General features: G+C 71.1%; 9 protein-coding genes. 3 read left to right on the top strand and 6 right to left on the bottom strand.

Annotated elements, in window-relative coordinates; translation table 11 throughout:
* Positions 1-12 precede the first annotated feature (12 nt).
* A complete protein-coding gene (locus ACW9J6_RS02785) occupies positions 13-795 on the bottom strand; it encodes a DUF1194 domain-containing protein (protein ID WP_457114901.1) in 783 nt (260 codons plus the stop codon).
* A gap of 201 nt (positions 796-996) precedes the next feature.
* On the opposite strand from ACW9J6_RS02785, the gene ACW9J6_RS02780 reads away from it, so the two are divergent.
* Positions 997-1,740 (top strand): restriction endonuclease, encoded by a 744-nt coding sequence (locus tag ACW9J6_RS02780; RefSeq protein WP_457114900.1) that lies wholly within the window; start codon positions 997-999, stop codon positions 1,738-1,740.
* 21 nt (positions 1,741-1,761) lie between these two features.
* On the opposite strand, the gene ACW9J6_RS02775 is transcribed toward ACW9J6_RS02780, so the two are convergent.
* From ACW9J6_RS02775 to ACW9J6_RS02755, 5 genes are all read right to left on the bottom strand, one after another.
* Complete coding sequence (locus tag ACW9J6_RS02775) at positions 1,762-3,252, bottom strand: efflux transporter outer membrane subunit (RefSeq protein WP_457114899.1); 1,491 nt, start codon at positions 3,250-3,252, stop codon at positions 1,762-1,764.
* Positions 3,249-6,533 (bottom strand): efflux RND transporter permease subunit, encoded by a 3,285-nt coding sequence (locus tag ACW9J6_RS02770; protein ID WP_457114898.1) that lies wholly within the window; start codon positions 6,531-6,533, stop codon positions 3,249-3,251. The genes ACW9J6_RS02775 and ACW9J6_RS02770 overlap by 4 nt, the downstream gene beginning before the upstream one ends.
* A 40-nt stretch (positions 6,534-6,573) precedes the next feature.
* Positions 6,574-9,693 (bottom strand): multidrug efflux RND transporter permease subunit, encoded by a 3,120-nt coding sequence (locus ACW9J6_RS02765; RefSeq protein WP_457114897.1) that lies wholly within the window; start codon positions 9,691-9,693, stop codon positions 6,574-6,576.
* An 88-nt stretch (positions 9,694-9,781) separates the two neighbouring features.
* A complete protein-coding gene (locus ACW9J6_RS02760; protein ID WP_457114896.1) occupies positions 9,782-11,140 on the bottom strand; it encodes an MdtA/MuxA family multidrug efflux RND transporter periplasmic adaptor subunit in 1,359 nt (452 codons plus the stop codon).
* A gap of 214 nt (positions 11,141-11,354) precedes the next feature.
* Positions 11,355-11,516, bottom strand: coding sequence for a hypothetical protein (locus tag ACW9J6_RS02755; protein ID WP_457114895.1), 162 nt, complete (start codon positions 11,514-11,516; stop codon positions 11,355-11,357).
* Between the two features lie 304 nt (positions 11,517-11,820).
* On the opposite strand from ACW9J6_RS02755, the gene ACW9J6_RS02750 reads away from it, so the two are divergent.
* Positions 11,821-12,975, top strand: a complete 1,155-nt coding sequence (locus tag ACW9J6_RS02750) for an aminotransferase (protein WP_457114894.1) — start codon at positions 11,821-11,823, stop codon at positions 12,973-12,975.
* A gap of 81 nt (positions 12,976-13,056) precedes the next feature.
* Positions 13,057-13,515 carry a DUF4112 domain-containing protein gene (locus ACW9J6_RS02745; protein WP_457114893.1) on the top strand — a complete coding sequence of 153 codons (459 nt, stop codon included), beginning with the start codon at positions 13,057-13,059 and terminating at the stop codon, positions 13,513-13,515.
* Positions 13,516-13,520 lie beyond the last annotated feature (5 nt).

The following is a 13,520-nucleotide window of genomic DNA, read 5'->3' as shown; positions in this document are numbered from 1 at the left end:
CGATGTAGGTTTTTAATCCCAATCTGGGCGCGATCGGTCGCCGACGAGGCAGTTCGTCGGCGTCCTCGCCTGCGCCTTGTTCAGGAGCGGGCGCGCGCCGCGCTCGGCGACCTCGCGCACGATCTTGGCGCGGATCGCCTCGGCGAACTGAGCCCGGTCGCGCACCGGGATCATGAAGCTGCCGGTACCGCCGATGACGCAGTCCCGGTAGTAGACGTCGAGGTCCCGGATGTCCCAGGGACCGCTCGGCTCGCGGATCATCAGGGGCAGCCCGTTGATGACGATCCCCCGCGCCACGGCGTCGTCCCGCGCCGCGGTGACGGCGCGCCCCTGGTTGTTGGGCCCGTCGCCGGAGACGTCGATCACCCGGCGCAGGGGCGCGAACCCGGTGTTGCCGAGGAGCCCGACCGCGAAATCGAGGGCGCTGGCGATCGACGTCCAGGTGGAGCGGCGCGGCGGCCTGCGGTCGAGTTCCGCCGCGAAGGCCAGAGCCTCGTCCGCGCTGCCGATCAGCGTCCAGGGCACGACCACCCGCTGGTTCCCGACGCCCGCCCACTCGACGTAGGTCACGGCGATGCGTCCGACCTGGCCCTGCGCGATGGCGCCGTGCACGTCCCGCGACCGGAACGCCTCCACGTATCCGCCCCGCTGCAGGATCTGCTCCTCGGCCGTCATCGACAGCGAGACGTCCACGGCGAGGACCAGGGCGACATCCACCTCGACGGGTCCCTCGGCGCCGCGGCCGGCGCCCTCACAGAGAGACAGGATCAGGCAGGCGAGGATCCAGCGCCGCATCGGTGTCTCCCGCGGCCGGCCGGGGCCGCCGGGCCAGTCGGGGGAGCATCGGCGCTGGCCGGAACGCGCGCAAGGCGGGGCTGCGGCGTTGCGCTGATCGGTCCCGGGCGGAAAGACGCCTGTGGATGCTGTCCCGGCCGCCCGACCGGTTAGCCGAGCGGCAGTCGCTTGCGGCCAGGATCCGGCGCGGAAGGAGCCCGCATGGCCGCGCCGCGCAGCATCGCCGATCTCGCCTTCTGGCCGGCCGTGGTCAGCGGCCTCGCCAGCCTGTGGGCCGGCCGGCCGGCGTTGGCCGTCGGCGGACTGGTGCTGGCGGGCGTGCTGCTGCACCGGCTCGGGCGCGGGGGCCGGTTCCGCCGCCGGGCGCGCCGGCTCGCCGCCCGTCACGCGGCGGTGCTGGCGCTGCGCCGTCGCCAGGAGAGCTACGTCGACGCCTACGACAACCTGATCCTCGACGGTTGGGAGCGGGAGCGCGCCTACTACGTCGCCCGCACCCTGGCGCCGCGGCTGGAGGCGGAGGGCTACGGGGATCTCGTGGCCAAGCGCCACGCCGACCTCCTGGCGATCGTCGAGGAGGCCGCGCGCGCCGAGGCGGCGCCGAAGGAGGATCTGCCCGAGGACGGCATCGCCTACGAGCGCTTCTGCGCGGCCCTGCTCGCCCGCGCCGGCTGGGAGGCGCGCCCGACCCGCGCCTCCGGCGACCAGGGCGCCGACGTGATCGCCGAGCAGGACGGCGTGCGCCTCGTCCTGCAATGCAAGCGCTACACGAAGCCCGTCGGCAATGGCGCGGTGCAGGAGGTGGTGGCGGCCAGGAGCTACTGGAGCGCGGATTGGGCGGCGGTGGTGTCGAATGCCGGCTTCACGCCCGCCGCCCGCAAGCTCGCCGGGGCGACCGACGTGCTGCTGCTGCACCACGACGACTTGCCGGACCTGCGGCTCCGGTGAGGGGACGGCCGGCGGGGCGGCTCACTCGTCCGTGCGCAAAGCCTGCCCGGTATCGATCGGCAGCGTCCGGAAGCCCTTGAGCTCCTCCCCGCTCGGCAGCGCCCGCACTTCCCAGCCGCCGCCCAGCGCCCGGATCAGCGAGACCGAGTTGGTGAAGCGGTTGAGCAGGATCTGCAGCGCCGAGACCTCGTTGTTCAGGGCCAGCGCCTGGGCGGTGACCACGGTCGTGTAGTTCTGCGTGCCGGCGCGGTACTCGTTGAGCGCGATCTCCACCGCCTTGCGCGACGATTGCACGGCGATGTCCTGCGCGGCCTGCTGCCGGGTGAGGATGCGCTGGCCGGCGAGCCCGTCCTCGACCTGCTGGAAGCCGGTGAGCACGGTCTGGCGGTAGTTGGCGACGGCGGAGTCGTAGGCGGCCCGCGCGGCCTGAAGGGCGGCGGTGCGGGCGCCCCCGTCGAACAGGGTCTGGCTGCCATTCGCCGCCACGGACCAGAAGGTGTTCGCCGCCGAGAAGAAGTTGCGGGCCGGATCGCCCGCGATGCCGCCATTCGCCGAGAGCGTGACCGTCGGATAGAAGGCCGCGACCGCGACGCCGATCTGCTCGCTCTGCGACTGGACCGACCGCTCGGCCTGCGCCACGTCGGGCCGGCGTTCGAGGAGGTCGGAGGGCAGGCTGACCGGCACCGCCGGGGGGCGCGGGGCGAGCCGCGCGCCGCGGATCGACAATTCGGCCGGCGGGCGGCCGATCAGCACCGCGATCGCGTGTTCCAGCGTCGCCCGCTGCAGGCCGACCGCGATGGCCTGGGCCTGCGTGGTCTGGAGCTGCGTCTGCGCGGTGATCACGTCGGAGCGGGCCGCGACCCCGGCCGCGTACTGGTTCTCGACGATGGACAGGGAGCGCTTGTAGGCCTCGACCGTCTGGTCGAGGAGGCGCTGCAGCGATTCCTGGTAGCGCAGTTCGAAGTAGGAGGTGGCGAGCTGCGCCTGGTTGGAGAGGCGCACCGCCGCGATGTCGGCCGCGCTCGCCTGCGCGGCGGCGACGTCGCTCTCGATCTGCCTCCGGATCCGCCCGAACAGATCGAGCTCCCAGCTCGCGGTCCCCTCCAGCGTGAGCGTGGTGCGCTCGATGCCGCCACTGCGGGAGCGGACGATGCCCGGAGCGCCGATCACGGTCGGAAAGAGCTGCGCCCGCGCCTCCTGCACCAGCGCCCGCGATTGGCGATAGGCGGCCACCGCGCTGCGGAGCGTCTGATTGTCGACGTCGATGAGGCGGATCAGGCGGTCGAGGGTCGGGTCGCGATAGACGCGCCACCAATCGCCGCGATCGGCGTCGTCGGCGGGCCGGGCCGGGCGCCAGTTGCGACCCGGCATCGCGGTCGCCCGCGCCCCGCCCTCCTTGAAGGCGAGCGGCGTCTCGGCGGAGGGACGCGAGTAGTCCGGCCCCACCAGGCAGCCGGCGAGCAGCAGGGCCGGCAGCGCGGCCGCGGCGACGCGGACGGGGAGCACGGTCATTCGGCAGCCGGGGCGGGGAGCGGCGCGGCGCCGGAGGGGCGGCGCATGACGCGCAGCCGCAGCCGGTCGAGGACGAGGTAGACGACGGGCGTGGTGTAGAGGGTCAGGACCTGGCTCACGATGAGGCCGCCCACGATGGCGATGCCGAGCGGGCGCCGCAATTCCGACCCCTCGCCGCCGTCGAGGATCAACGGCAGCGCGCCGAGCAGCGCCGCGAGCGTTGTCATCAGGATCGGCCGAAAGCGCAAGAGGCAGGCCTGCGTGATCGCCTCGCGCGGCCCGATTCCGCGCCTGCGCTGCGCGTCGAGGGCGAAATCGATCATCATGATCGCGTTCTTCTTGACGATACCGATCAGCAGGAAGATCGCGATGAGCGCGATCACCCCGAACTCCTCCCCCATCGCCATGAGGGCGAGAATCGCCCCGATCCCGGCCGAGGGCAGGGTCGACAGGATGGTGATCGGGTGGACGAAGCTCTCGTAGAGGATGCCGAGCACCGCGTAGACGGTCAGGAGCGCGGCCAGGATCAGGAGCGGCTGGCGGGACGACGAGGCCTGGAACGTCTTGGCCGCGCCCGCGAATTCGCCGTGGATGGTCGCCGGCATGCGCAAGGCGGCCATGTGCCCCTCGATCGCCGCGGTGGCGTCGCCCAGCGTCTTGCCCGGGGCGAGATTGAACGAGATCGTCGTGGCCACGAACAGGCCCTGGTGGCTGACCTGCACGGGCGCCGTCCCGGTCTCGAACCGCGAGAAGGCCGAGAGCGGCACCATCGTCTCCTTGGCGCTGCTCACCGCCGCGGCGGAGGAGGCGCCGCCCTTGCCCGCGATGGCGTTGGTGGCCGCGTTGCGGGCCGAATCGGTAGCGACGCTCGCGGCGGCGCTGGTCGGGTCGGTGGGAGCGGTCTGGGCGCTCGCGACGGTGCCCGCCACCGCGTTCGTGCTCGCCGAGCCGCGCGCCTTCGCGCCCGAGGTCGAGACGTAGATCTGCTTGAGCGTCTCGGGATTGCCGAGGTAGCGCGGCGCGATCTCCATCACCACCCGGTACTGGTTGAGGGCGTTGTAGATGGTCGAGACCTGGCGCTGGCCGAAAGCGTCGTAGAGCGTGTTGTCGATCACGTCCGGCGTCAGCCCGTAGCGGTAGGCGGTCGGGCGGTCGATGACGAGCCGGCTCTCGAGCCCCCCCTGCTGCTGGTCCGAGGTCACGTCCGTGAAGAGCGGGTCCTTCGCGAGCGCCTCCTGCAGCTTCGGCGCCCAGGCGTAGAGCTCGTCGCTGGTGTCGCCCTGCAGGGTGTACTGATACTGCGAGAAGCTCTGGCGCCCGCCGACCATGAAGTCCTGGCGCGGGAACAGGTAGAGCCGAGCGCCCGGGATGGCCGCGAGAAGCGGGCGCAGCCGCCCCATCACGTCGGAGATCGGCGCGCGGGTGCCCCGATCCTTCAGCCCCACGAATACGCTGGCCGAGTTGGTGCCCCGGCCGCCCGTGAAGCCGACGACGCTCTCGACCGCCGGGTCCGCCCGGACGATGTCCGTCGCCTGCTTGAGCTTGGTGCTCATCGACTGGAACGAGATCCGCTGGTCGGCCTGGATGCCGCCCATCATCTGGCCCGTGTCCTGCTGCGGGAAGAAGCCCTTGGGCACGATCACGAACAGCCAGACGTTGAGCGCGATGGCCCCGACCATCACCAGCATCACCAGGGCGCCGTGGCGCAGCGCCCAGCCGAGGCTGCGTCCGTAGCCGCGCTGGACGAGGTCGAACCCGGCCTCCAGCCCCCGCGCCAGGAGGTTGGGGCGACGCCCGTGCGGCTCCGGCGTGAGCAGCCGGGCGCACATCATCGGGGTGGTGGTTAGCGACAGCACCAGCGAGATCAGGATCGCGAGCGTCAGGACGACGGCGAATTCCTGGAAGAACCGGCCGATCAGGCCGCCCATCAGCAGGATCGGCATGAACACCGCGACGAGCGACAGGCTCATCGACAGCACCGTGAAGCCGACCTCCTGCGCCCCGAGCAGGGCCGCCTCCAGGCGCGGCCTGCCTTCCTCGATGTGGCGCTGGATGTTCTCCAGGACCACGATGGCGTCGTCGACCACGAAGCCCGCCGCGATGATCAGCGCCATCAGCGAGATGTTGTCGAGGCTGTAATTGCACAGATACATCGCCGCGAAGGTGCCGACGAGCGAGATCGGCACCGCCACGGCGGGGATCAGCGTCGCCCGGCCCGAGCGCAGGAACAGGAACACCACCAGGATGACCAGCACGACCGAGATCATCAGGGTGCGCTCGGCCTCGCGCAGGGAGGCCCGGATGGTCAGGCTGCGGTCGCCGGTGACCACAAGGTCGATGTCCCCGGGCAGAGCCGCCTTGATCTGCGGCAGGGCCGCCTTGAGCCGGTCCACCGCCTCGACGATGTTGCCGCCCGGCTGCTTGTAGACGATCAGCAGCACGCCGGGCTGACCGTTGATGAGGCCGAGATTGCGCCGGTCCTCGACCCCGTCGATGACCTGGCCGACATCGCTCAGGCGCACCGCCGCCCCGTTGCGGTAGGCGACGACGAGATCCTGGTAGTCGGCCGCGACCCGGCCCTGGTCGTTGGCGTAGAGCTGGTAGCGGCGGGTGACCGTCTCGATGGCGCCCTTCGGCGAATTGGCGTTGGCGCCGGCGATCGCCGCCCGGATGCCTTCGAGCCCGATGCCGTAGTGGAACAGGGCGCCGGGTTCGAGTTCGACGCGCACCGCCGGCAGCGACGAGCCGTTGGCGTCGACGTTGCCGATGCCTTCGAGCTGCGAGAGCTTCTGCTGCACCACGGTCGCGGCGCTGTCGTAGAGGGCCGAGGGCGTGAGCGTCTTCGAGGTCAGGCCGACGATCAGGATCGGCGCGTCGGCGGGATTGAACTTGCGGTAGGTGGGATTCTGGCGGAGCGCGGTTGGCAGATCGGCCCGCGCCGCGTTGATCGCCGCCTGCACGTCGCGGGCGGCGCCGTTGATGTCGCGGTCGAGCGAGAACTGGAGCACGATCCGGGTCTGCCCGGTCGAGCTCGTGGACGTCATCTGGTCGACATCGGCGATCGAGCCGAGGCGCCGCTCCAGGGGCGCCGCCACCGTGGCGGCCATGGTGTCGGGCGAGGCGCCGGCCATCTGCGCCTGGACGAGGATGGTCGGGAAATCGACCTGCGGCAGCGGCGCCACCGGCAGCTTGGTGAAGGCGAAGATCCCGGCGAGCAGCACGCCGATGGTGAGGAGCGTGGTCGCCACCGGGCGCAGGATGAAGGGGCGGGAGAGGTTCATGGAACCGCCCCCGCCCGGTCGATGACGGGGCGGGCCGCCATCACGGCAGCGCCTCGCCGGGCGCGAGGCCGGCGCTCCGCCTTCCGCTGAGGCGTCGGGCGAGCCGGTCGAAGGCGAGGTAGATCACCGGCGTCGTGTAGAGCGTCAGCACCTGGCTCACGATCAGGCCGCCCGCGATGGAGATGCCGAGCGGCTGGCGCAGCTCCGCCCCGGTCCCGGTGCCGACGATCATCGGCACCGCCGCGAACAGGGCCGCGAAGGTCGTCATCATGATCGGGCGGAAGCGCAGGAGGCAGGCCTCGTAGATCGCGTCCCGCGGGCTCCGGCCCTCCTCGCGCTCCGCCTGAAGCGCGAAGTCGATCATCATGATGGCGTTCTTCTTCACGATGCCGATCAGCAGCACGATGCCGATGATGCCGATGATGTCGAGATCGAGCCCGAACAGCATCAGTCCGGCGAGCGCCCCGATGCCCGCCGAGGGCAGGGTCGACAGGATCGTGATCGGGTGGACGAAGCTCTCGTAGAGCACGCCGAGCACGATGTAGACCGTGACGATCGCGGCGAGCACCAGGAACAGCGTGTTGCTGAGCGAGGATTCGAAGGCGAGCGCCGAGCCCTGGAAGATCAGCTGGAAGCTGTCGGGGAGCCCGACCTCCGCCTTCGCCGCCTGGATCGCCGCCACGGCCGGGCCGAGCGAGGCGCCGGGCGCGAGGTTGAACGAGATCGTGGTGGCCGGGAACTGGCCGAGATGGCTGATCAGCAGGGGCGCACGCTTCTCGGTCACGGTGGCGACCGCCGAGAGCGGCACCTGTCCGTTCTGCGCCGTCGAGGACGGCAGGTAGATCGCGTTGAGCGAGCCGAGCGTGCGGTGGAGGTCGGGATCGGCCTCCAGGATCACCCGGTACTGGTTCGACTGCGTGAAGATCGTCGAGATGATCCGCTGCCCGAACGCGTCGTAGAGGGCGTTGTCGACCGAGGCCGGGGTGATGCCGTAGCGGCCCGCGGTGGCGCGGTCGATGGTGATGGTGGCGGAGAGCCCGCTCGCCTGCCGGTCGCTCGCCACGTCCGCGAGGTCGGGGATGGCCCGCAGCCGGTCGACGAAGCGCGGCACCCAGGCGTCGAAGGCGGTGAGGTCCGGGTTCTCCAGGATGAACTGGTACTGGGTCGGGCTCACCGCCGTGTCGATGGTGAGGTCCTGCACCGGCTGCATGTACAGGGTGATGCCCGCGGTCCCGGCCGTGCGGGCCGAGATCCGCCGGATGATCGCGCTCGCGGTCTCGGTGCGTTCCTCGCGCGGGCGCAGGTTGATGAGGAAGCGGCCCGAATTCAGCGTCACGTTCTGGCCGTCCACCCCGATGAAGGAGGACAGGCCGACCACGTCCGGATCCTTCAGGATCTCGGCGGCGAGGCGTTCCTGCCGCTCGGCCATCGCGCCATAGGAGACGCTCTGGTCCGCCTGGCTGATGCCCTGGATCAGCCCGGTATCCTGGACCGGGAAGAAGCCCTTCGGGATGATGATGTAGAGGTGGACCGTCAGGGCCAGCGTGCCGATGGCGACGAGCAGCGTGAGCCACTGGTGGTTGAGGACGCCGCGCAGCGTGCGGGCGTAGAGGTCCATGCCGGCCTGCGCCATCCGCGCGCCCGTCCGGGCGAGCCAGCCGGGCCGGCGGGCGCGGGGCGGCGCGTGGTGCAGGAGCCGGGCGCAGAGCATCGGCACGAGGCTCAGGGACACGATGCCCGAGATCACGATCGTCGCGGCGAGCGTGATGGCGAATTCGTGGAACAGCCGGCCCACCACCTCGCTCATGAACAGGAGCGGGATCAGCACCGCGAGCAGCGAGACCGTGAGCGAGATGATCGTGAAGCCGATCTCCTGCGAGCCCTTGAGGGCCGCTTCGAGGGGCGAGGCCCCCTCCTCCACGTGGCGGGCGATGTTCTCGATCACCACGATGGCGTCGTCGACGACGAAGCCCGTCGCGATGGTGAGCGCCATCAGCGAGAGGTTGTCGAGGGAGAAGCCCCACAGGTCCATCACGGCGAGCGCACCCACGAGGGAGAGCGGCACCGAGAGGCTCGGGATCAGGGTCGCGGGCAGGGAGCGCAGGAACAGAAAGATCACCAGCACGACGAGCGCGATGGCGAGCAGGAGCTCCATCTGCACGTCGTGCACCGAGGCCCGGATGGTGACGGTCCGGTCGGTGAGCGGCGTCACCTGGATGGCGGCCGGCAGCGTCGCCTGCAGCTGGGGCAGCAGCGCCTTGATCCGGTCCACCACCGCGATGACGTTGGCGCCGGGCTGCCGCTGGATGTTGACGATGATCGCGGGCGTCGCGTCCGTCCAGGCGCCGAGCTTGGTGTTCTCCGGCCCCTCGACCACGTCGGCCACCGCCGAGAGCTTCACCGGCGCACCGTTGCGGTAGGCGATGACCGCGTCCCGGTAGACGGCGGGGTCGCGGATCTGGTCGTTGGCGTTGATGGCGAAGGACTGGGTCGGCCCGTCGATCGTCCCCTTCGGCGTGTTGACGTTGAGGTTCGAGATCGTGGTGCGCAGATCGTCGATGTTGAGCCCGTAGGCCGCGAGCGACCGCGAGTTGAAGCGCACCCGTACGGAGGGGCGCTGGCCGCCCGCCATGCTGACGAGGCCGACGCCCGCCACCTGCGAGATCTTCTGGGCGAGCCGGGTCTCGGCGAGGTCGCGCACGTCGGTGAGCGCGAGCGTCTTCGAGGTGAGCGCCAGCGTCAGGATCGGCGCGTCGGCCGGGTTGACCTTGGCGTAGATGGGCGGCGCCGGGAGGTCGCTCGGCAGCAGGTTGCCGGCCGCGTTGATCGCCGCCTGGACCTCCTGCGTGGCGATGTCGAGGGGCAGGTCGAGGCTGAACTGCAGGGTGATGACCGAGGCGCCCGCGGAGGATTGCGAGGTCATCTGGTTGAGGTTGGCGAGCTGCCCGAATTGGCGCTCCAGGGGCGCGGTGACGGCCGAGGTCATCACCTCGGGGCTCGCGCCCGGGTAGAAGGTCTGGACCTGGATCGTCGGGTAATCGACCGAGGGCAGCGCCGAGAGCGGCAGGTTCAGGTAGGACAAGAGGCCGGTGAGCAGGATCGCCAGCATCACGAGCGTGGTGGCGACCGGCCGCAGGATGAAGAGCCGGGAGGGGTTCATGCGACCCTCCGACGGTCGCGCCGGTCAAGCCCCTCCCCCCTCTGTGGGGGAGGGTTCGGGCGCGGATGAATGGCCGTCACGGCGCCGCTCACGGATTCTGCTGGCGGCGGTGCCGGCGCGGGCGCTCGCCGTCGGCCGGAGGCGTCTCGTTCTCGGCCCGCGGCCCCGCCGCAGCCGGCGCTCCCGACGCCTCGCCGCCGCCCGCCTTCACCTCGCTGCCGTCGCGGCCCGTCACCTTCACCTCGGCTCCGTCGCGGAGGCGGTCGGTGCCGTCGACCACCACCTGATCGCCCTCCTTGAGGCCGGCCGACACGACGGTGCGATTGCCGTCCGTCTCGCCGGTCGTGATCGGGCGCACCGCGACCTTGCTGTCGTCGCCGAGGAGGTAGACGAAGGTGCCGGGCGTGCCGCGCAGCACGGCCGATGCCGGGACGATCGGCGCGCCCTTGACGGTGTCGAGGAGGAGCTTGGCGTTGACGAACTGGTTGGGGAACAGCCGGTCGTCCTTGTTGGGGAACAGCGCGCGCAGCTTCACGGTCCCGGTCGTCACGTCGATCTGATTGTCGACGGTGTCGAGTGTGCCGCCGGCCAGCTCGGTCGTGTCGCTGCGGTCGAAGATGCGCACCGGCAGCTTCGCCCCGCTGCGCAGACGATCCATCACCCGCGCCAGCACGTCCTCCGGCAGCGTGAACAGTACCGAGATCGGCTGCAGCTGCGTCACCACCACGATGCTGGTGGACGCAGCCGTCACGTAGTTGCCCTGGTCGATCTGGCGCAGGCCGACCCGGCCGTCGACCGGCGAAGTGATGCGCCCGTACTGGATGTTCAGCTTCTGCTGGTCGATCTGCGCCTGGTCCGAGGCGACCACGCCCTCGTACTGCTTGACCGTGGCGGCCTGGGTGTCGACGTTCTGCTTCGAGATCGAGTCCTGCCGGTTCAGGGTCTGGTAGCGGACGAGGTCGAGGCGCGCGTTCTGGAGCAGCGCCTGGTCGCGCTGCAGCTGGCCCTGGTACTGGGCGAGCAGCGCCTCGTAGGGCCGCACGTCGATCTGCGCCAGGAAGTCGCCGGCCTTGACGAGCTGGCCCTCGCGGAAGCCGATCTGCGTCAGGTAGCCGCTCACCTGCGACTTCACCGTTACCGTGGCGAGGGGCGTGACCGTGCCGAGGCCGGAGAGGGTCACGGGCATCTCGCCCTTCGCCACGGTGGCGACACCTACCGCCTGCGGCCCCTCCCCGCCTCCGAAATGTCGCCCGCCCCGGCGGCCCGCGTCGGACTTGCCGGCCTGCTTGACCGGGAAGGGCAGCCCGTTCGGAAGGTAGGTCCGGTAGCCCCAGGCGCCCGCGGCGCCGAGCGCGATCAGCAGCAGGAGCCAGAACGGCCACCGGCGCCGTCGGCGCGGTCCGGTCTCGACGGCCTCGTCGGTGCGAATGGGAGACAGTTCGTTCATGACCTCGACCGCACCTCTCGCGCCCCCCGGCGACCCCCGCCTCCCGCACCCCGTGGTTGCGTGCCCCGCACGTGGATGTAGGGCGCCCGCCGCGCCACTCCGCTGCGTCACGCCATCGCCCTGACCATCCGCCAGAGCAATGCGACGCCAGTACGGCCGCGATGTTGCGCCATGATTGCTGAACGGGAGGCTCTCGACGGCAGGCAGGCGCGCCTCAGCGCGGGTCCCGCTCCTCGACGAGGCGCCGCAGCACCAGCACGTCCCGCGCGATGGTCCGATACGCCTCGTCCACCGGCCGCACCGGCACCGCGAGGCGCAGACCCGCGCCGGAGGCCGCGATCAGGCAGGCGAGGATGAAGCAGGTGCGGACGGACATCGGCACGGTCATGCCCGAGGTGGGCGGGAGCCGCAAGCAGCCGCTTCGAAGCGGCATGTCCGAAAAGACGTACGACCGGGCCGGCCTTCGGTCGCTGCACCAGGCGAGGGGGCGGAGCCCGGCGCAGCGACCGCGGCCAGCCCGGCCGCACATCCAGACCCTACCCGCGGGGTGATGATTGTCAACAAACGTCACTTCACAGGCCGCCCATCGCCTGCACCCCATGTGCGGTTTCGCACGCGGCGAGCGCGTGCTAGCCATTTCGCCCTTGCCGAACCCTCCTCCAACCTGTCGACGGCCCAGGATGAACCCGATCTTCGCCGATCTGCCGACCACGGTGTTCGAGGTGATGTCCGCGCTCGCCCGCGAGACCGGCGCGGTGAATCTCGGCCAGGGCTTTCCCGACGATCCCGGACCGGAGGACGTCCGGCGCAGGGCCGCCGAGGCGGTGATCGAGGGCTGGAACCAGTACCCGCCGATGATGGGCCTGCCCGAACTCCGGGAGGCGGTCGCCGCCCATTACGCCCTCTGGCAGGACCTGTCCGTCGACCCGACCGCCGAGGTGATGATCACCTCGGGCGCCACCGAGGCGCTGGCGGGCGCCCTGATGGCCCTGGTGACGCCCGGCGACGAGGTGGTGCTGTTCGCGCCGATGTACGACGCCTACCTGCCGCTGGTGCGCCGCGCGGGCGGGGTACCGCGGATCGTCCGGCTCACGCCGCCGCATTTCCGGCTGACGGAAGCCGCGCTGGCGCAGGCCTTCTCGCCGCGCACCCGGGTGGTGCTGTTCAACAACCCGCTGAACCCGACCGCCACGGTCTTCCCCGAGCAGGATCTGGCGCTCCTCGCCGCCTATTGCCGCCGCTTCGACGCAGTCGCGGTCTGCGACGAGGTCTGGGAGCACGTGGTCTTCGACGGGCACCGGCACCGGCCGCTGATGGCGCTGCCGGGCATGCGCGAGCGGACCGTGAAGATCGGGTCGGCGGGCAAGATCTTCTCGCTCACCGGCTGGAAGGTCGGCTTCGTGCTGGCCGCGCCGCCGCTGATGCGGGTGCTCGCCAAGGCCCACCAGTTCCTCACCTTCACGACGCCCCCGAACCTGCAGGCGGCCGTGGCCTACGGCCTCTGCAAGGACGACGCGTATTTCGAGGAGATGCGGGCCGGGCTCGCCCGGTCGCGCGACCGGTTCGCCGGGGGCCTGCGCGACCTCGGCTTCCCGGTCCTGCCCGCTGCCGGCACCTACTTCCTCAACATCGATATCGCGCCGCTTGGTGAGGCGGACGACGTCGCCTTCTGCGAGCGGCTGGTGCGGCGGCACGGAGTCGCGGCGATCCCGGTGAGCGCCTTCTACGCCGAGGATCCGGTGCGCAACGTGGTGCGGTTCTGCTTCGCCAAGCGTGACGACACCCTCGACCGGGCCCTGGAGCGCCTGCGGGGCGTCGGAGGGCGGGGGGCGTGATGCGCGCCCTCCTTGTGCCCGCGCGGGACCACGACCACATGCCGGGGCATGACGCGATCCCATACGCTTCGGAGCCCCGCGATGGACTTCACGCAGACGGCCGGCCGCTTCACCGCCGGGACGATGCCGTTCCGGTCCGCCCGGCCGGTCAACCGCGATACCGAGCAGGTCCTGGCGCGCCTGGAGGTCCTGGCCAACCTCCTCGATGCGGCCTTCGTCATTCCGGGGCTCAACCGGCGGGTGGGAATCGACGCGATCATCGGTCTCGTGCCGGTGATCGGCGACGCGATCACGACCGTGATCTCGTCCTACATCATCCTGGAGGCGAAGCGCCTCGGCGTGCCCCGCTGGCTGATCGCCCGGATGACCGCGAACGTGGCCTTCCACGGCGTGGTCGGGGTGGTGCCGGTGTTCGGCGACATCGTCGACGCGGCGTTCCGGGCGAATCTCCGCAATGTACGCCTGCTGCGCCGGCACCTGGAGCGGAGCGGCGCCGTGCGGCCGAGCACCATCGAGGGCAGCGCCACGCGAGTCGACTGAGCCGC

The sequence above is a fragment of the Methylobacterium sp. JK268 genome (genome assembly GCF_054052225.1).
The sequence above is the reverse complement of the archived record's forward strand: the minus strand, read 5'-3'. Positions and strand labels throughout refer to the sequence as shown.